We start from the raw sequence: 19,469 nt of genomic DNA, 5'->3' as shown, positions 1-19,469 counted from the left end.
TGCGATTGATCTGGCCCAAATCTGCTTCTTTTCATCGCATGCGTTGCAGGCGATGTCTTGGAAAATGTCAGGGCCTGATCGATAAATCATCGAGAGGCTGTTGCAAAACCTGGTTTTGCGACGGCCTTTTGTGTTTTTAGCGCTATCGCCATCGTCCAACTGATCATTGAGGGATCAAATGTCATCAACGTCATCCAGCATGCGCGCCACTTGCGTCAATATCATCGCCGTCCTCGGCCTGAGTTTCGGACTCGGCGGTTGCGATTATATCGGCAGCTTTGGCAAGCCCAGGCAGACGCCGGAAGAGGCGCGTGCCGAAGGCATTGCGCTCGGTGCCGGATGCCGCCAGGCGGGACAGACGCTGGAAGACTGCTTTCAGCGCAATCCGGAGAGCCAGAAGGCCGGCATGTTCACCGGCTGGAAAGAAATGCATGAATACATGGCGGCCAAGAATATCCAGACCGCCATGCCGACTCCGGTGAAGGATGAGGCAGAAGCCGATGCCGCCACCAAAGAGGGCGGCAAGGACGACAAGTCTGCCAGGAAAGACAAGGATAAGGACGGCAGCAAGGATAAAGACAGCAGGGAAAGCCGCAACCGCGACCGCGACAGCGGCAAGGATAAGGATAAAGACAGCAGCCGTTCGGCCCGCAATCGCGACAAGGACAGCAGCAAGGACAAGGATAGCGCCGGCAGCGACCGCAACAGCAAATCTGCCAGCCGCGATGACGCACCGCGCAAAGACCGCTATTGATCGCTTGCATCCGGCGTATTTGCCATCTTCCCCGGTATCTGCGGATGCCGCCGTCACAGGCCCGCAGATTCTGCCGGGCCTGTTTTCATGTCGGCGGCTGCCAACCGATATGCGGTGCGACCGACAAGTCGCATTCATTCTGCAATAGCGGCATGCAAACCAGCGACTGCCGATCCAATGACTCCCGGTCTGCCCGGCATTTTTGCATTTCACGACAATGCGGTGCATCATGCACGCTGTTTCCGTTGCCATCTACCGTATGAATGCCCCCCTTCTCAAGTCGCAAGAATTACCGCCGCATGTGCCGGAAACGGCTTTCGGTATCTGGTTTCTGCAAACGCATACCTGGACTGTACACGTGCTGGAGCGGGCATTTCGCGATCTGGAGCCACTGATTGCGGCGCGCCGTGACAGCTATCCGGTAGTGGCGGACGTCGGCTGCGGCTGGGGGCGCTCACTGCCGAAACTGCATCAGCGTTTTGCGCCGCAACGGCTGATCGGGATGGATATCGATGCCGACATGCTGGCCGCGTCGGCGCGCGAAGTGCAGGCTGCGGGGATCGCGGCCGAATTCATCCAGTGTTCGAGCTCGGCGCTGACGCTGGACGATAACAGTGTCGATTTGCTGTTTTGTCACCAGACCTTTCACCATCTGATCGAGCAGGAGCAGGCGATTCAGGAATTTTTCCGGGTGCTCCGGCCGGGTGGCATCTTGCTGTTCGCCGAATCTACCAAGCGTTACATCGATTCATGGATGATCCGCTTGCTGTTCCGGCATCCGATGCAAGTACAAAAGACGGCAGACCAGTATCTGGCGCTGGTGCGCAGTGCCGGCTTTCAGGTGGCGCCGCAGGCGATCTCTTATCCGTATCTGTGGTGGAGCCGCTCCGATCTGGGATTGATGGAGCGCTTGTTGAAAATCGCTCCCAAGCCGGGGCATGAAGAAACCCTGATCAATCTGGTGGCGGTCAAACCTGATCCAGCCACCCCGGCGGCCATCGTCTGAGCCGGTATTGACGTCGCTCAGACGATGGCAAAGGTCTTGGCCCACAAACGCCGCACACTGCCGGCTTCCTTCGATACGCGTTCGACTTCGGTGCGCGCACGTTCTTCACCCTGCAAGCGAATCTGATGCTGCAATTTGCGGAACACCCGATAGGCATTGGCCACGTCGGCTGCCAGTTCGGCATCGATCAGGCCCAGCTCGCCGCATAATTTCAGCAAGGCGATATTGCCGATATCGGCCGTCAGTTGTTCGTATTCCGGGGCGTAGCGCAACACCAGAAATTGCACGATGAATTCGATGTCGATCATGCCGCCGGCATCGTGCTTCAGATCGAACAGCATGCTGCGGTTGGGATGCGCCTCCTGCATTTTCTTGCGCATCGTCAGCACTTCGTCTTTCAGCTTGTGCGGATCGCGCTGCTGCCGCAATACCTTCTCGCGCAAGGCTTCAAAGCGTACGCCGATGGCGCTGTCGCCGGCGCAGAAACGGGCCCGCGTCAGGGCCTGGTGTTCCCACAGCCAGGCCGAATTCAACTGATACTTTTCAAAGGTGGCGAAGGACGACACCAGCAAACCGCTGGCGCCATCCGGACGCAAGGCGATATCGATGTCGAACAGGTTGCCGGCCGGCGTCAGGGCCGTCATCCAGGTGATGAAGCGCTGTGCCAGTTTGGCGTACAAACCGGGGGCTTCCTGATCGTCGTCCTCGTACAGAAACACCACGTCCAGGTCGGAGACATAACCGAGTTCCTTGCCGCCCAGCTTGCCATAGGCGATCACCGCAAATTGCGGTATTTCGCGATGACGGTTGGCGATGGTTTGCCAGACCGCCTGAACGGTGGCGGCCACCAGAATGTCGGCCAGTGCCGACAGGTAATCGGCCAGCCGCTCGACGCTCAGATCGCCTTCCAGATCCTGCGCCAGCAAGCGGAACAATTGCGCATGGTGCATTTCGCGCAAGATATCCATCTGGCGTTCGGTATCGCCCGGCGCGGTATCGAGCTGGCGCTGGCAATCCAGTGCAAAGGCGGGCCAGTCGGCGGGCGCCTTGAGGGTACGGTCGTCCAGCAATTCATCCAGCAAGATCGGATGCTGGGTCAGATACTTGGCGGCCCAGTCGCTGGCGGCGATCATGCGGATCAGGCGCGTCAGTGCATGCGGGTATTCGGTCAGCAGCGCCAGGTAGGCAGCGCGACGGGCGATGGCTTCGAGAAAATCGAGCAGGCGCCCGAGTGTTGCCAGCCGGCCTTGCGGCATGCGACCGATGATCGGCAACGCCGCATTGATCAAGGCCGTCAGACGCACGCGGCTGGCTTCCGGCAGCGATTGCAGGCGCGGCGATTGCCAGGTCAGCAGCAAGCGTTGCGAGGCGGTCGCCACTTCTTCGAAGCCCAGTGCGTGCAGTACCGACGTGATCGATTCCAGATTGTCGTGTTCATTCAGTTCGCACAGTTCCTTGCCATCACTGTCTTCGTCGGCTTGCTTGTCGTTGAAGATGGTGTCGAATTGCAGCGCCACGATACGCCGGTGTTCTTCGAGCGCGGCCAGCAGCGCAGCGGTTTCGCGGTAACCCATCATGTTGGCTACGAGCAGGCGGTCGCTGTCGCTGACCGGCAAGGTGTGGGTCTGGGCATCGTCCAGATATTGCAAGCGATGTTCCAGATTGCGCAGGAAGGTATAGGCACTCAGCAATTGTTCGACCACTTCCGGCGTCAGCAGATTCTTTTCGGCCAGCGTGCGCAAGGTGGTGCGGGTCGAGCGATCGCGCAGATCGGTCTCGCGGCCACCGCGAATCAGTTGGAATACCTGGCTCACGAATTCGACTTCGCGAATGCCGCCGCGTCCCAGTTTGACGTTATTGCTGCGTTCCGGATGCAATGCTTCCTGCCGTTTCACCTCAGCGCGAATCTGGCCGTGCATTGAACGCAGTGCATCAATGGAGCCGTAATCCAGATAGCGCCGGTAAATGAACGGCCGGCTGATCGACTCCAGCGCCGCAATGTCATGCTCCTTGCCGGTCAGGGCGCGGGCCTTGGTCCAGGCATAGCGCTCCCATTCGCGGCCTTGCCGTATCAGATACTCCTCCACCATATTGAAACTGGCGACCAATGTGCCGGAGCCGCCGTTGGGGCGCAGCGCCATATCGACGCGGAAGGTGAAGCCGTCTTCGGTAATTTCGGCCAGCGCGGCGATCAGCTTTTTTCCGAGCCGGGTGAAAAATTCGTGATTCGACAATGAACGCTGCTCGGGCAGCCCGGCGCGGGTATCGCCGTCTTCCGGATAAACGAAGATCAGATCGATGTCGGAAGACACATTCAGCTCACCGCCACCGAGTTTGCCCATGCCCAGCACGATCATTTCCTGCACGTCGCCGGACTCTTCGCCAATCGGCTGGCCGTGCACCGCGGTCAGATCCAGCATCAGCGCGCGCAAATGTTCTTGTACCGCGAAATCGGCAAAATCGCTCATGGTCCTGACCACTTCTGCCAGATCGGCCAGACCGCTCAGGTCGCGTTCGATCAGGGTGCAGATCACCAGATTGCGCAAGCGCCGCATGGCGGCATTGAGCGTGGCGCCGCCTGCGGTTTCCGTTTGTATCGCCCGGACAAAGAAATCCCGGTCCAGCGGCTGTACTGCCGACTGTTTTACCAGTCCGGCGCGTTTCGGATCGGAATTGGTCCAGCGGGAAAAGTAGCGGGAAGCGGCAGCACTGTTGAGGAGGGAATGAGTCACAGAGATCGTCAGGTTGGGTTGAATGAGATGGCGCTGTCTGCGACTGGCATCGGCAGCGGCGGCAAGCGGGATTGCCGGGCGCGAATCAAATGCCAGTTCAGGCGTCTTATAAGTGTTAACAGGGTCCGCAATTAGGTCAAAAGAGCGCTTCCATGCGATGATGTCATCCGTTTGTTTTATTCTACATTGAGTTTTTATTCTTGCCCTTGATGTCCGCAGATCAAAAAAACGCCTCGACCACGACCGCCCGCTTTGCGGCTTGCTGGCGAGTAATGCGAGACACGTTTTATCACGCCAACCGGGCCACCCGCTGCGTGCTGGCGATTACCTTCAAATTGCTGGTAGTCGGCTATTTTCTATTCTGCGCCTTGTTCCTGATGTTGCGCTACGTGATTCTGCCAGAGGTGGATCACTACAAGCCTGAAATTGAACAGATTGCTTCACGGGCAGTGGGGCGGCCGGTCACCATGGCGGCCATCGCCACGTCCTGGAGCGGCCTGCGGCCGCAACTGGCGCTGACCGATGTGGTGATCCACGATCAGGCCGGACAACCGGCGCTGAGCCTGCCGCACGTGTCGGCCACGTTGTCATGGAGTACATTGCTGGTCGGCAATCTGCGGTTCGAAAATCTGACCATCGACAATCCCGATCTGGCAATTCAGCGCAATGCCGCCGGCAAACTGTTTGTGGCCGGCCTGGCGGTCGATAACGGCGGGCACAGCGGTGCCGGGGCTGACTGGGTATTGTCGCAACGCGAAATCGTCATCAGAAACGGCAAGATCCGCTGGCGCGATGATTTGCGCAAGGCACCGGAACTGGCCCTCAATGATGTCACGCTGGTATTGCACAATAACTGGCGCAAGCATCAATTCGCCCTCAAGGCCACACCTCCGGCAGCCTTTGCCGCCCCGGTGGATATTCGCGCCAGTTTTTATCATCCCAGCTTTGCCTCCAGCATCTCCGATGTTTCACGCTGGAAAGGTACGCTTTATACCGATTTGCGCGATACCGACCTGAGCGTCTGGAAGGCCTATTTCGATTACCCGATCGACATCGCCCAGGGCCGGGGCTCGGTGCGTGCATGGCTGGACCTGGATCACGCCAAGGTCGCCAATTTCACCGCCGATCTGCACTTGTCGGATTTGTCGGCGCGGCTGGGCAAGGGACTGGAACCGTTGCAATTGAAGCAAGTCAACGGTCGCGTGTCTGCCAGCGAAGCAATGGGAGCGACGCCGCAAGACGGCGTACCCACATTTGGGGCCAACGGCCATGCCGTGACGCTGACCGACTTTTCGCTGCAAACCGATGATGGTTTCCTGCTGCCGGCCACCACCATCAGCGAGCGTTTTGAGCCGGCGACCAAGTTGCAACAAGAAAAAATGCGGGTGCAAGCCCGTTTTCTCGATCTGGAAACCTTGTCCAGTCTGGCTGCCCGCTTGCCGCTGACCGCATCGCAGCGGCAGTTGCTCAGTGATCTGGCGCCGCGCGGCCAGTTGAAAGACTTCAGTGTGCAATGGCAAGGCAGTTACCCGGATGTGGCGGCTTATCAGATTCGCGGCAGCTTCACCGGTCTCGGCATGAAGGCACAGGCACGACGGCCGGCGCAGGACAAGTTGCATGCCGCGGCACCGGCGATTCCGGGGTTTGCCAACCTGAGCGGACAGATCGACGCCAATGAAAAGGGCGGCACGCTGGGACTGGCAACCACCGACGCCGTATTCCGCTTGTCGGCCTATTTTTCCGATCCCGACATTGCGGTCGATAAACTCAACATGAATGCCCGCTGGACCTTTCAGAAAGACCAGCAATTGCTGTTTCAGATCGAGAACATGGACTTCGCGCAGGATGGACTGGCCGGCTCGCTGAGCGGGACCCATCTGATTCCGCTGCAAGGGAAATCGGTCGGCGCCATCGACATGAAGGGCCGCCTGAATGTACTGGACTTCAAGAAGGTCGGACGTTATTTGCCGGCGCAAACGCCGGTGCTGGTGCGCGACTGGGTAAGCAATGCGCTGGTGAATGGTCAATTGCACGATGCCGACGTGGTGCTCAAAGGCGATCTCGCCGATTTCCCGTTTCAACCGCTCAAGCCGGGCGATAAGCCGCGTGGCGAGTTCAGCCTCAATGGCAAGTTCGATGGCTTGACGATGAACTATTCGCCGTCGCATTTTGCGCTGGACGGCAAATCGCCGGAATGGCCGTTGCTGCAAGAAGCCAAGGGCACGCTTGCCATCAACCGCTCGCGACTTGAAATCAAGGCCGAGAGCGGCAAGACGCACGGTGTTGCCGTCAAGGATGTGAGCGCCGTCATTCCCGATTTGCTGGCGCATGAGTCCGTGCTGGAAATCGAAGGCAGCGCTGCCGGCGCCATGCAGGATTTCCTGCAATACGTGAGCGACAGTCCGGTGGCGCATTGGATCGGCAATTTTACCGAAGTCACCAAAGCCACCGGCAACGGCAAACTGCAATTGAAATTTCAACTGCCGCTGCACCACATGATCGATGCCAAGGTCGATGGCAATCTGCAATTCCTGAACAATGACGTCATGTTGCTGAACGGGCTGCCCACCATCTACAAGACCAGCGGCAAACTCGAATTCGATCAAAAGGGTTTTAATCTGAACGGTCTCAAGGGCCAGTTCCTGGGCGAGTGGGCCAATATTGCCGGCGGCACGCAACGGGATGGTTCGACGCTGGTCAAGGTGGATGGCGGCATGTCGGCTGAGGGGTTGCGCAAGAACTACAGCGAACCGGTGTTGCAACGCTTGCTGGAAAAACTCAGCGGTAGCACGCGGTATAACGCCACGATCAGCGTCAAGGGACACCAGCCTGAAATCATCGTGGAATCCGGTTTGCAGGGACTGGCGTTGAATTTGCCGGCACCGCTGGGCAAGACGGCGAGTGAAAACCTGCCGCTCAAGTTCGAACTGCTCGGTCTGGCCAGCGATGATCCGTTGGTCGAACGAGATGAACTCAAGTTATCGCTCGGGTCGGTGCTGGCCGCGCGTTATCAGCGGCAAAAAGCGCCGGGACGGCAAGCCGACTGGCGGGTTACCCGCGGCGGTATCGGGATCGAGCAACCGGCGCCGCTGCCCGACAGCGGGTTGATGGTGGCCGTCAATGCCAAAACTGCCAATGTCGATGAATGGGTCAGCTTCCGCTCAGCCGTAGTGGGCGAGGCTGACAGCAGCGAAGGCGGCGCTGCCTCGGGACTGAATGCCTATCTGGAACCGGATGCGCTGACGGTCAGGGCGACCGATCTGATCGTCATGGGCAAGAAACTCAACAACGTCGTGTTCGGTGCCTCGCATCAGCGGCGCACCTGGCAGGTCAATATCGATTCGGCGCAGATATCGGGTTATGCCACCTGGAACGAACCCAACCGTGGCCGTGGTCTGGGCAAGGTGACGGCGCGTCTGGCGGCGCTGAATATCCCGCAAAGCGCGGCGGCCGATGTCGGTGACATTCTGGAAGGCAATGGCACCACGACCCAGATTCCGGCGCTCGACATCGTGGCGGAAGATTTTCAATTGTTCGGCAAGAAACTCGGACGCCTGGAACTCAATGCCAACAACGTCGGCGTCAGCGTGGGCCGGGAATGGCGCATCAACCGCTTGTCGCTGGTCAATCCCGATGCCGAGTTCAAGGCAGCCGGCAACTGGATGGCGTTCGGCAACAGCAATACCTCGAATTTGACGTACGCACTGGATATCACTGATGCCGGCAAGCTGTTGGACCGGTTCGGCTTTCCGGGTGTAGTCAAGGGCGGCAAGGGCAAGCTCGATGGCGATGTCAGCTGGCGCGGTTTGCCGTTCTCCATGGATATCCCGACGCTGTCGGGACAGATTCACATGGATATCCACAACGGCCAATTTCTCAAGGTTGATCCGGGCGCGGCCAAACTGTTGGGAGTGCTGAACCTGCAAGCCTTGCCACGGCGTCTGATGTTCGACTTCCGCGATGTGTTCTCGGAAGGTTTTGCCTTTGACAATATCGTTGGTACGGCGTCCGTTTCGCAAGGTATCGCCAGTACCGACAATCTGAAAATGAGCGGCGTCACGGCCTCGGTATTGATGAACGGCTCAGCCGATATCGCCCGTGAATCGCAAAACCTGCATCTGGTGGTCATTCCCGAATTCAATCTGGGAACAGCGTCGGTGGTCGCATTGGCAATCAATCCGGTGGTCGGCGTCGGCACTTTCCTGGCGCAACTGTTTTTGCGCAACCCGCTGATGAAGTCGCTGACCTTTGAATACAATGTGACCGGGTCATGGAGTGATCCGGTGGTCGTCAAGCAAGAGCACAGCGGCACGGATGCCGGCGTTCAAGACAATGGCAAGTCCGACAAATAAGCGCTGCCGGTTGTTTCACGGCGCGGTTGCAGGCGCACTGAATGTTGCTGACGGAACGTCACTGCTGCGGGGCCCGGACATCATTGCGCCCGATCACCCCGGTATTGGCCAGCAGTTGCAGGCGGGCGGAACGCCACTCTGACAAACTTCTGATCCGTTCTTGCTGCGCGTCTGCCAGTGCCAGCTGCACGTTGAGCATGTCGAGAATATCTGCGATACCCCGGTCGTACTTGCGCCGTACGGTCTCCAATGCATCCTGAGCTGCCTCGATCAGTTTTTTGGACGTGTCCAGATTACGCAACGCGGCCACGGCATCAGCATGCGCCTTGGCGATTTCGCTCAATATCTGATTTTCGGTTTCCCGTACTTCCGTTTTTTTCTTTTCGATCCGGGCTTGTGCTGCGCGCACTTTGTAGGTACTCGCGAAACCATCGAACAATGGAATGTTGAGTGCCAGTCCGACCACCGATTCTTTTGAATGCACCGAAGACGCACTTTGACCGGGGCGGCCGTTGACGTAACGGCTGCCTGTAAAGTCCAGTGTCGGCAAACCTTCGGCACGCGCGGCAGTCAGATTCTCCCGCGCCGAGGCCAACTGCGCGCGCATCGCCAGCAACGCCGGATGCCGGTCCTGTGCCAGCGTCAGCCAAGCGCTCAGATCATGACGCAGCGCACTTTTCGCATCGACATAATCGGGCGCCAGGATCAGGCGTTGGGCGGCTGGCGATTGCACAGGAAAGCCCAAGGCAGTGACCAGAACCGACAACGATTTCCGGTATCGGCCAACAGCGCGGCTGCTTTCCAATTCCGCTTTGGCATGTGCGGTTCTGGCCTGCAAAGTATCGGTCCGGGCGCCGGCGCCGCGCGCTTCGCGCTTGCGGGCAGTCTCCCAGGTATGTTGCGCCAGGGTTTCGCTTTTTTCTTTGGCATCGTGATCCGCTTTCGCGGTTTGAGCGTCGAAGTAGGCACCAATGACATGCGCCAGGATTTTTTGCAGTACTGCATCATGGCTGGCCAATGCCGCTTCCAGTGAGGCATCGGCCGCACGGCGATTGGCACCGCGCGTACCGAAGTCGAGCAAACGCCACGTCAGCGTGAGGTAGCGGGAGTCGCTGGTGTGATCCGAATTGCCCGAAGAGTGCGATTGCGGATACGCGATTTTTTGGCGCGACCGGCTCATCCCCATGTTGAGCGCCGGCAGATAGGAGGCTCTTGCAGCGCCCACTTGCGCGGCCTGTATCTTGATGGATGCCCACGCACCTTGCACCTCCGGATGATGGCACAAGGCCAGATCGACGGCGACGGACAAGGTGAGCGGCTGGCCGTGGTCAAGATGGTCGTGCATGTCGGCAGCGCAACTGGCCGCTTGTGTATCACCGGGCAAGACTGTCGCTTGCTCCAGTTGTGGCGGCCTTGCCAGCAAGGGATCGGCAAAAGGCGTAGTCAACAAGTCGGCCCAGTCGCTCGCCCGGACATTGCTGCTGGCGCTGATCGCCGCACTCAACAGTATCGCGATCAGCCAATACCGGCAGTATGTCAAAGGGGAATCAACGTTCATGAAGCGCTTCCCGCTGATGCCGCATCAATGGCGAAAGCACATACGCGATGATGCGCCGGGTCCCCGTTTTTATTTCGACATTGACCGCCATGCCCGCCGTCAGGGGCACTGTCTTGCCATCGATCACGATGTCGCTGTTGTCGAGCATGATATTGGCAGAGTACATCAGACCCTGCTGTTCATCTTCCATGGCATCTTGCGAAACATGTTTGACGCTCCCATTGACGGTACCGTATCTGGTGTAGTCGAATGCATCGATCTTGACCCTGGCCTCCTGAGCAATGCTGATGAAACCGACATCCTTGTTTTTGAGAAATGCCTCGACTTCAACGATGTTTTCTTGCGGCACAATTTGCATCAGCGGTTGTGCAGCAGGTACCACACCGCCGACGGTATGCACCGTCAACTGTTGCACCGTGCCGTCCACCGGCGCCACCAGTTTCAGTAATCTGCTGCGTTCTCCTGCACGACGCTGATCTTGCGCGCTGGCAGCAATGATGCGGTTACCTTCGGTGATCGCATCATGGGCTTCTTTGCGGGTTTGCGCGAGCAGCGCTGCACGTTGATTTTTTACGTCCAGCAACAGACCTTCCAGATTTATTCTGGCCTGTTCTTTGTCGAGCCAGGCGTGCTGCGATACTGAACGATCCTGTACCAATGCGGCAAAGTCATCGGCCTGTTGCGCCACCAGCGGCAGCGCTCTGGTGTAGCGCGTGACTTCGCCGTCGAGTCGTTTCAGCCTGGCGTGAAAATCGCGATACAGGCCTTCCAGATGCTGTCTGGCGGCGTTCCATTGTTCTTTGCTGGCGCCTGCCACCGGAGGTAATGCCGGCAATTGCAGGCGATCTACGGCAGCATTCATCGATGTCGCGCGCGCTACTTGCAACCTTGCTTGCGTCACACTCTCCATGGCTTTGTCATGTTCGGCATCGCTGCTGCTGGAATCAAGTTCGATCAGCACCTCGCCGGCACGCACGCGTTGACCTTCGGTCACGTGCAGTGCCCGCACGCTGGCAACATCAATGGCTGCAATGGTTTTGGTGCGTGCCGTGAGGATGATTTTTCCGCTTGCATTGACAACAATATCAACCTTGCCAAAGACGGACCACAGCAACGTGCACACGACCAGTGCCATCAATATGCGTGCGGTCCAGCGCAAGGAAGGCGAGCCGGGGGTCTCTTGCAGGGCCAGGCCGGCAGGCAGGAATTCGGCTTCTTGTTTGTTGAAGAAGTCGGTCCGCATCGCATGGCGTCTGGTCCAGAAATGAAAAAAAACTGCGTGGTAGCGGTGCAGCAGTCCAATGGCGGCTTGCAGGCGGTGGCGCATGCTCATGGCGTCATCCCCGCAGGTGCAGGGGCGCCGGCACCCGCGGGGATGTGTCGTTGCGTGCTTTGCAAGTGGTACAGATGATGATAAATGCCATCGCCATTTTGCAGCAGTTCATCATGACTGCCGGTCTCGGCGATTTGTCCGCGCTCCATGACGATGATACGATGGGCATCGCGCACGGCACTCAGGCGATGGGCGATGATGAGAACCGTGCGACCAGTGCAAATCTGTCGCATGTTGTCCTGAATGATCTTTTCTGATTCGTAATCCAGTGCACTGGTGGCTTCATCGAAAATCAAAATGCGCGGATTGGTAATCAGGGCCCGGGCGATGGCGATGCGCTGACGTTGCCCGCCGGACAGACCGGTGCCGTTTTCACCCACCTGCGTGTCGTACCCCTCCGGCAGCTCGCAAATGAATGCATGCGCGCCTGCCAGTTTGGCGGCCTCAATGATGCGCTCGATCGGCAGCGCCGGATCGGACAGCGCAATGTTGTCTCGAATCGAGCGCGAAAACAGAAGATTCTCTTGCAACACGATGCCGATTTGGTGGCGCAGCGAGGCTGTATCGATGATCGCGATATCCTGGCCATCGATCATGACGCGGCCGCGATCCGGTATGTAGAGTCGTTGCACCAGCTTGGTCAGCGTGCTTTTGCCTGAACCCGAACGACCGACGATGCCGATGATTTCTCCCGCTGAAATCTTGCATTGCAGAGCGCGAATCACTTCCGGTGCGTCAGGACGATAACGAAATGACACGCGGTCGAATTCAATCGCGCCGGTCACGCGTGGCATACGTGTTTTATTGCCTGCAACCTCGGTGTTGGCATTCAGAATGTCGCCCAGCCGGCTCATCGAAATGCCGACTTGCTGAAAATCATTCCACAACTGCGCCAGCCGCAGAATGGGCGATGCCACCTGGCCTGCCAACATGTTGAATGCCACCAGTTCGCCCACGGTCATCTGGTTGTCGATCACCTGCAAGGCGCCCAGCCACATGATGACTGCAGTGGTCAGTTTGCCCACCAGACTGATGCCGCCATTGGCGACCAGACCGATGTTGGTGGTCGACAGACCGGCACTCACATAGGCTGCCAGTTGCCTGTCCCATGTCCGCTGCCAGCGCGGTTCCACGGCCATGGCCTTGAGCGTATCCATACCGCTTATTGTTTCGACCAGGAACGACTGATTTTCTGCGCTCTTGTTGAATTTGTCGTTGAGCCTGGCCCGCAGTAGCGGAGTGAATGCCAGCGACAGCGCCAGATAGAGCGGAATCGACAGCGCCACAATCAACGTCAGGGTCGGGCTGTACCACAGCATGACCGCGAAAAATACGAACGAAAACAATATGTCCAACACCAGCGTCATGGCATTGCTGGTCAGAAATGCGCGGATATTTTCCAGTTCGCGCACGCGCGCGACCGAGTCGCCCACCCGGCGCGCTTGAAAATAACTCAAGGGCAAGTGCAATAAATGTCCGAACAGCCGGGTGCCCAGTTCGACGTCGATCTTGCTGCTGGTATTGGCGAGCGCCGCACTGCGAATGGCGCTCAGCACGACCTCGAACAGAATCGCCGCTATCAGGCCGATGCCGATCACATTCAGGGTTTTCAAGGAGTGATGCACCAATACCTTGTCCATGACCACCTGAAAAAACATGGGGGTCACCAGCGCAATGATTTGCAACACAAACGAAATCAGTAATATTTCGCCCAGCGTTTTACGATATTTGATGACGGCCGGAATGAACCAGGTAAAGTCGAATCTGGACATGGCGCCGGCAAAGCTGGCTTTACTGGTGAAAAAGATCAACTGGCCGTTCCACAGGGTCATGAAACTATCGAGGGCGAGAATTTCGGGGGGCTGCCCCGGTCGTTGTATCAGTACCTGGAGTGACTCTGGCGTGCTGTCGATTTTGCCCAGCACAAAATAAGCACCGCTCTTGTCAATACCGATCGCCGGCAATGGCGCTCGCGCCAGCCGTGTGGGATGTTGCTGCACGCGCTTGGCTGTCAATCCTAGTTTTTTTGCCGCCAGCAGCACTGTTTCCGAGGTAAACGTGGCACTGCCAAATTGGTGGCGCAACTGTGTCGCGTCGGCACTGATGCCATGCAGTCTGGCCATCAGGATCAGGCACTGCAATCCGGTATCGGTATTGATCATGGGTGATGCTGCCGGCGCTACCGGCAGCTTGCAAGAAGTGTTGTTGATAGTGGATGGATGAAGATGCAACTACAACGGGCTGCGGTAGCGGCCACGTTGCTTTTCATGCAGGTCTTGGCCGCGACCACATTGCAGTCGCGGGCAGTCCTCCTGTTTTAATGCGGTCTCTATATGAGGTTAGTTGGCTTAAAGTTAGTTGTTCGGGCATGGCATATCCTTTCGAGGTGAAAAAAAGAGAGCGTCAAACTACGGCTGGTCGACAAAAGGCGCGTCGGCGTTAAACTGCAACGCCGATTCATCGGCGTTGAAACTCAAGATCAGATTTCGTAAGTTATGTTGTATTTCCCGCCACTGTGGCAGCTTGCTGCGGGTGTAGCGCACGTGAATCTCCGCCTGCATGTCAGGTGTCATGCAGAAAACTTGTTTGCACGAGGTGGCTTGTCTGTTAGGAAGATGCCGGCACATAAAACATATGGTCAGGATTTTTTTTTGATGTGCCGTCAGGCTGGTAGCCAGATAAATCAAATGTAACCGGGTCGAACGTCGGTGAATTCTGGCGTGCGTTATAGAAACTCACCGAAACGCCAATCAAAAGTGCCGCCAGAAATAGTGCGACAGGCAGGCCAATGAACCAAAGAAAAAATGTTTTCATGGTCGAAGATTGATGAGTGAAATCCGGAAGAGGATGAATATTTGCATGCTCTTCCGTTGATAAACCGACTCGATGGAAAAATCGCGAAAACTATCGCTATTTTTCTAGATGAATGTTTCTTGATTTCTGGATTTGATGATGCTGCTCGACGTGATGCGATCTTGTACGCGACGGCGATGTTGGCTGCGCAGAGGAATGTCCGGTTGCTGGCTGTGTGTGGAGGGCGAGAGGTCGGACTACGGCTGGCCGACAGAAGAGGCACCTGCATTCAACTGCAACGCTGCCTCATCGGCTTTGAAACTCAGGATCAACTGCCGCATCTTGTGTTGTATTTTCCGCCATTGCGGCAGCTTGCTGCGGAGGTAGTGTACGTGAATTTTCGCCTGCATGTCGGGTGTCATGCTGAGTCGTTGTTCACCCGAGGGGGCTTGCTGATCAAGAAGATGCATATTGTGACATCTAACGTAGGTATCCACGTCTTCCGGTGCATTGCGGTGGACAAAGCGCCTTTTATTTCAGGCGGGTGGATGATGCCGGGGGGATTTGCAAGCTTCGAATATAAGAGGTGACCTTCTTATCAATCTCCGGAATTTCAGAAAGTTCTCTAGGTGAACGAAAACCTGATTTCGATGCTGGAATTTATTTTTCTGAAGGCACGAAAAATACCTGGGCCATGAAGTGCAGGAATGGACTGCACGACGATATCTTCGTTATCAAATCCTTTGAAAAGATAATAAATGTACTGATCCCACGTCCCAACTACTTTGCCATTGAAAATTGTCATGCCCAAAGAAACTTCATGGGGGGGTCTGGACTCTATTTCTTTTAAATACCACGCTATTTTCTTGTTATAACCAACTGATCTTGTAACGAGAACACGCACGCTATCTTTCATCTTTTCTTTTTCCAACGTCTCGAAATTAGACAGGTCAAAGGTCAAAGAAAAAAATCATCTTTTCTCTTTTCGTATCCCACAGAAAAATCTCCCCAATATCTTGTCGGTACATAAAAATACATTCAGGATTTTTTTCTGATGTGCCATCAGGCCGGTAGCCAGACAAATCAAATGTGACGGGGTCGAATATCGGGGAATTCTGACGTGCGTTACAGAAACTCACCGAAACGCCAATGACAAGTGCCGCCAGAAATAGCGCGACAGGCAGGCCAAGGAATCAAAGAAAAAATGTTTTCATGGTCGAAGATTGATGAATGAAATCCGGAAGATGGTGAATATTGACAGGTTCTTTATCTGGCAAGCCGAGGGGATGAAAGAATCGCGAAAACTACTCATTTTTATCTGAATGAACATTCCGTGATTTCTGATTTTTGATGTCGCTTGGTGGAAAAAGGCGCTTTGATTGATGAGATGGCTGCCGGTTGATGCACGGCTCACCGTCGACGCTGCCGGTCAGCATCAACGGCGTTATGTCACCGCACAATGCGGTGGACGTTACGGCCGGAAAATGGCAACCTGAACTGTTCCTTTTGCGCAGTTGCATGCGAACACTCATCTGCCAGAATCTTGGCTGGTTTGTCCGCCGTTGCCATCCTTTGTCTTGTGCTCAGTGCGATATGCTCAGCAACAGCTGGTCGTTGACGCGCGGTTCGTTGTTCCGGTGCATTTGTGCCGCCGCCGGTGGTGCAAATGCGGCCATCGCCTGCACCAGTTGTTCGACCTCGGTGTGGTGTATCACCAGGCCGTCGGCAGTCTGAATCCGTTCCAGCTGATGCTGTTCACCCCGATACCAATCTTTGACGACAATTTGATCGGTGCTATCCATCACGTCGATGTGTAAATCGTCTCCGACATGTGCAAACCACAGTGCGCTCTGGTCGATGTCTGTCAATTGCAGTACGTCGGTGTTGCCGGTCGCGGCGTCATGCTCCACGATCAGATCCCGCCCATCGCCGCTGGCAAACATATAGGTGTCATTGCCGGCGCCGCCGATCAGCGTGTCGTTGCCTTTGCCGCCGGTCAGCACATTATCGGCACGGTTGCCGGCGAGGATGTTGTCGAGGTCATTGCCGTCGGCGTTGATATTCTCTTCCCGCAGTTTGACCGGCGCGATGGTATAGATGCTATAGCCGCCGTGAATGCGGGCGCGATTCCATTCGCTTTGGGTGACATAGCGGGTCATGTTGCCAACCTTGTTGCCGCCGGAATCGGCAACATAAAAGCCCATGGTGTAGCCGTTGGCTGCATTGCAGACAACCCCGGTTACCGTGACCATATGAATGCTGCTGCCATTGAAAGCACTGACGCTGAAGTCGTTGTCCGGCCCCAGCATGCTGGCATCGATAGTAGCGATGACACCGCGCCCGCCCTTGATGAGGTTGGTAATGATCTGGACCCGGTCGTTGGTGAGATCGGCCCGGATGCCGTAACTCTTGAGCAACGCCAGTTGTTGCCAGTAGTTGGAACCGCCACGCTGGTCATTGCTCGCGAATGCACTCGTTACGGTCCATTGACGGTCAATCGCGCGCTGCACCACATCGGCTTCCGACAGGTCGAGGCCGGCTTGTCGCGCCAGATTGGCTACCGAGGTCAGGCCGCAAGTTCCTTCGTAGCCTGCTACCGCATCGCCTTGCCGGTAGTCGAGTTCGAGCGCTTTGGGGGAGCCGTATACCAATACGTCGATACCATCGATATGACCTTTTTCTGGTTGCGAAAAATCTCGCAAGACCAGGTTTTCCAGATGCGCACCGAGGCTGTGACTGACGCGGCTGTTCACGGTATCGTTGCCGGCGTCGGCGAATTCAATCGTTTGATCGCCGGCATTGTCGACATAATAGGTATCGTTGCCCATGCCGCCGAGCATAATGTCGGCGCCGGTGACCCCGTCCAGAACGTTGTCGTGGCGGTTGCCGAAAATCCGGTTGTCGAGACTGTTGCCGGTGCCGTTGATGGCATATCCCTCCAGCAAGCGCAATTCTTCAACATTGGCATCAAGCGTGTAATCAACACTGCTGACGATGGTGTCAATGCCGGCGTTTGCTTGTTCCCGGATAACGGCATCACGGCTGTTGAGGATGTAGGTGTCATTGCCGTTGCCACCAGTGAGCAGGTCGTTGCCGGCAGTATGAAAATGATAGTCGATGGTGCGGGTACCGACGCCGTCGCCGTCAAGATCATGCTGCGCCTGTAATCCGGCCAGTTCGACGCCCCTGAGAATGCCGTCGCCATCGAGGTCGCGCATGGATAATTGCTGCGCGCTCAAACCAATGCCGGCGTTTTCCAGCAACTGCCAGGTCGCCGGATCAGCATTGAGGGCCGGCGGTGGTGTGCCTGATCCGCTTTCGCGGAAAACCGCAAGCGGACTCGCGAAAACGGGGGGGATGTAACTGGTCTTGTCAATCAGCAGGCCGGCATTCAGCAGGCGAGAGGTAGACCAGTCGGTGTAGTGTGCCCAGGCGTCGGCGTCAACGGCACCGCGGCGGTAGTGATCATGTATTTGTCTGTCGGCATCAAACATGCTGCCATGCGAAGTGCCGATGTCAACGCTGAATTTTCTGCTGTCATCCCGATGGGTGTTGAACTGTATGGCGATACGGTCAAATCTGTCGTCGCCATCGCGGTCGTCTTCAATGATCGCTATTTCAGGCGACAGTGCGGTGTGTATGATGAGCTGCTCATGCCAGTTATCGTTATTGTTGTCGATATATTCTGCTGTCACGTTGTCAGATAAGCGATACAGAACGTTCGCCAATGTGGTTTTGCGGTTTTCATATGGCGAATCGACCGCGCATCGCAATACCGGATCGCCATGCTGGCCGGCGACAATGGCGCCGTCGCTGTTGGTGAGGTAAGCGCTGGTGTAGAGTCTGGCATCGGCGCTGATATCGAATTTTTTGTCATCCGGGACATCGGCCAGCCTGTAACCGCGGTTCTGGAAATAGCCGGTCAGGCCTTCAAGCACATTGGCGGCAGTGCCGTTGTTATCTGCACCGCCACCAACACCCTCATGATTGCCGCGCAGCCATACCGTGGTAATGGGATAACTGGTGGAGTGCTTTTGTACGCGCAGATCGGTGCGCCGTTCATCTTCGGCATTGACTTGCAATATCGACTTGACGTTGGGTGGAATGCCTGAGCCGAGCGTCACCAAATGATTGACGGGGTCAATCAGGCTGAGTGCATCAATGAAAATGCTGCGCGGCGGCGCCCAACGCCGGCCTGCAGAATCTTGAATTCCCCGTTCGTAAACCAGTTGGGCGAACCGCACCGCAGCGGGGCTGCCCCGACCCAGGCCGGCTGCGGCTATGCCAATGTCAGAGGGCGAGGCACCGGGGTTGCGCTGCAGGTAACGGATGGCGGCGTGAGCAAATTCAGCGTAGGCTTTTTTCGCCGCGGCATTGACGGCATCGGTGGGGGCGGAGGCAGCCTGCAGTGATCCTCCCATTTCACCCCCGGTACCAACCCCGCGATAGTAGCCGGAGTGAATCGTGGTGTTGCCGGCGGCAGCAGCCCGCTGCGCTTGCGTAAACAGGTTGGCGATATTGGTCTGATAAGGTGCGCCGGCGAGGGTGAGCTGGTCCTTGTCCTGGTTGGTGCCGTCAAAGGCGGCAAAGAATTGAAATTTTCTGATGCCGACTGGATTCTTGTGCGCAGCCTTGATCATCGTGTGGCGCCGGAGTATCTGACTTTGCATTTGCTGGGCATTGAGGGTTTCGGTGACAGTGATGCTCATGGTTGGAATTCTCCTTGCGTTGATGGGTGATCGTTTTCAGAAATGAGGTGACTATCGGTTACTGCCTGTGGAATGCGGCGGGTATCTGGCGTGCAGCGGCTTGATTGCGATTGGTTGTCATTGTGGCAATCAACGGCATGGCATGGGTTGACCGGAGTAATTGCAATAAAGTTTCCTTGCGGAAATCAATTGTGCTGATAACAGGCGTTGACAGAAATTCGGGAGGCGATCA

Annotated in this window: 12 protein-coding genes; 4 read left to right on the top strand and 8 right to left on the bottom strand. The window is 56.7% G+C overall.

Going from position 1 to position 19,469, the window contains the following annotated elements:
* Positions 1-178: 178 nt before the first annotated feature.
* Together AKL27_RS02975 and AKL27_RS02970 are read left to right on the top strand one after the other, a co-directional pair.
* On the top strand, positions 179-754 hold the full coding sequence (locus AKL27_RS02975) for a hypothetical protein (RefSeq protein WP_050461259.1): 576 nt from the start codon (positions 179-181) through the stop codon (positions 752-754).
* 259 nt (positions 755-1,013) lie between these two features.
* Positions 1,014-1,760, top strand: coding sequence for a class I SAM-dependent methyltransferase (locus AKL27_RS02970; RefSeq protein ID WP_050461258.1), 747 nt, complete (start codon positions 1,014-1,016; stop codon positions 1,758-1,760).
* 17 nt (positions 1,761-1,777) lie between these two features.
* Here AKL27_RS02970 and glnE read toward each other — a convergent pair whose 3' ends face one another.
* A complete protein-coding gene (gene glnE, locus AKL27_RS02965; protein ID WP_050461257.1) occupies positions 1,778-4,492 on the bottom strand; it encodes a bifunctional [glutamate--ammonia ligase]-adenylyl-L-tyrosine phosphorylase/[glutamate--ammonia-ligase] adenylyltransferase in 2,715 nt (904 codons plus the stop codon).
* A gap of 272 nt (positions 4,493-4,764) precedes the next feature.
* On the opposite strand from glnE, the gene AKL27_RS02960 reads away from it, so the two are divergent.
* Entirely contained in the window at positions 4,765-8,844 is a 4,080-nt protein-coding gene (locus AKL27_RS02960) for a YhdP family protein (protein ID WP_232310882.1), read from the top strand.
* A gap of 58 nt (positions 8,845-8,902) precedes the next feature.
* Here AKL27_RS02960 and AKL27_RS02955 read toward each other — a convergent pair whose 3' ends face one another.
* From AKL27_RS02955 to AKL27_RS27510, 5 genes are all read right to left on the bottom strand, one after another.
* Positions 8,903-10,402, bottom strand: a complete 1,500-nt coding sequence (locus tag AKL27_RS02955) for a TolC family protein (protein ID WP_050461253.1) — start codon at positions 10,400-10,402, stop codon at positions 8,903-8,905.
* Positions 10,392-11,735 carry an HlyD family type I secretion periplasmic adaptor subunit gene (locus tag AKL27_RS02950; protein WP_050461252.1) on the bottom strand — a complete coding sequence of 448 codons (1,344 nt, stop codon included), beginning with the start codon at positions 11,733-11,735 and terminating at the stop codon, positions 10,392-10,394. Before AKL27_RS02950 ends, AKL27_RS02955 begins: the two co-directional genes overlap by 11 nt.
* Positions 11,732-13,897 (bottom strand): type I secretion system permease/ATPase, encoded by a 2,166-nt coding sequence (locus AKL27_RS02945; protein ID WP_050461250.1) that lies wholly within the window; start codon positions 13,895-13,897, stop codon positions 11,732-11,734. The genes AKL27_RS02950 and AKL27_RS02945 overlap by 4 nt, the downstream gene beginning before the upstream one ends.
* A 246-nt stretch (positions 13,898-14,143) precedes the next feature.
* Complete coding sequence (locus AKL27_RS27515) at positions 14,144-14,308, bottom strand: hypothetical protein (protein ID WP_157056769.1); 165 nt, start codon at positions 14,306-14,308, stop codon at positions 14,144-14,146.
* Between the two features lie 34 nt (positions 14,309-14,342).
* Positions 14,343-14,549: a hypothetical protein gene (locus tag AKL27_RS27510; protein WP_157056768.1), complete on the bottom strand. Its 207-nt coding sequence runs from the start codon at positions 14,547-14,549 to the stop codon at positions 14,343-14,345.
* A gap of 41 nt (positions 14,550-14,590) precedes the next feature.
* Here AKL27_RS27510 and AKL27_RS02940 point away from each other — a divergent pair, with 41 nt between their 5' ends.
* On the top strand, positions 14,591-15,118 hold the full coding sequence (locus tag AKL27_RS02940; protein ID WP_157056767.1) for a hypothetical protein: 528 nt from the start codon (positions 14,591-14,593) through the stop codon (positions 15,116-15,118).
* Positions 15,119-15,153: 35 nt separating this feature from the next.
* On the opposite strand, the gene AKL27_RS02935 is transcribed toward AKL27_RS02940, so the two are convergent.
* Entirely contained in the window at positions 15,154-15,444 is a 291-nt protein-coding gene (locus tag AKL27_RS02935) for a hypothetical protein (RefSeq protein ID WP_157056766.1), read from the bottom strand.
* 667 nt (positions 15,445-16,111) lie between these two features.
* Complete coding sequence (locus AKL27_RS02930; RefSeq protein WP_050461245.1) at positions 16,112-19,237, bottom strand: calcium-binding protein; 3,126 nt, start codon at positions 19,235-19,237, stop codon at positions 16,112-16,114.
* Positions 19,238-19,469: the final 232 nt, after the last annotated feature.

It is taken from the genome of Herbaspirillum autotrophicum (assembly GCF_001189915.1).
In the GTDB taxonomy this organism is placed as follows: Bacteria; Pseudomonadota; Gammaproteobacteria; order Burkholderiales; family Burkholderiaceae_D; genus Herbaspirillum; species Herbaspirillum autotrophicum.
Note: the sequence above shows the minus strand (reverse complement) of the source record. Positions and strands in the feature narration are given on the sequence as shown.

Coding starts and splice junctions, on each gene's coding strand:
- AKL27_RS02975 (WP_050461259.1), top strand. CDS start 179: ATGTCATCAACGTCATCCAGCATGCGCGCCACTTGCGTCAATATCATC.
- AKL27_RS02970 (WP_050461258.1), top strand. CDS start 1,014: ATGAATGCCCCCCTTCTCAAGTCGCAAGAATTACCGCCGCATGTGCCG.
- AKL27_RS02960 (WP_232310882.1), top strand. CDS start 4,765: ATGCGAGACACGTTTTATCACGCCAACCGGGCCACCCGCTGCGTGCTG.
- AKL27_RS02955 (WP_050461253.1), bottom strand. CDS start 10,402: ATGAACGTTGATTCCCCTTTGACATACTGCCGGTATTGGCTGATCGCG.
- AKL27_RS02950 (WP_050461252.1), bottom strand. CDS start 11,735: ATGAGCATGCGCCACCGCCTGCAAGCCGCCATTGGACTGCTGCACCGC.
- AKL27_RS02945 (WP_050461250.1), bottom strand. CDS start 13,897: ATGATCAATACCGATACCGGATTGCAGTGCCTGATCCTGATGGCCAGA.
- AKL27_RS27515 (WP_157056769.1), bottom strand. CDS start 14,308: ATGACACCTGACATGCAGGCGGAGATTCACGTGCGCTACACCCGCAGC.
- AKL27_RS27510 (WP_157056768.1), bottom strand. CDS start 14,549: ATGAAAACATTTTTTCTTTGGTTCATTGGCCTGCCTGTCGCACTATTT.
- AKL27_RS02935 (WP_157056766.1), bottom strand. CDS start 15,444: ATGAAAGATAGCGTGCGTGTTCTCGTTACAAGATCAGTTGGTTATAAC.
- AKL27_RS02930 (WP_050461245.1), bottom strand. CDS start 19,237: ATGAGCATCACTGTCACCGAAACCCTCAATGCCCAGCAAATGCAAAGT.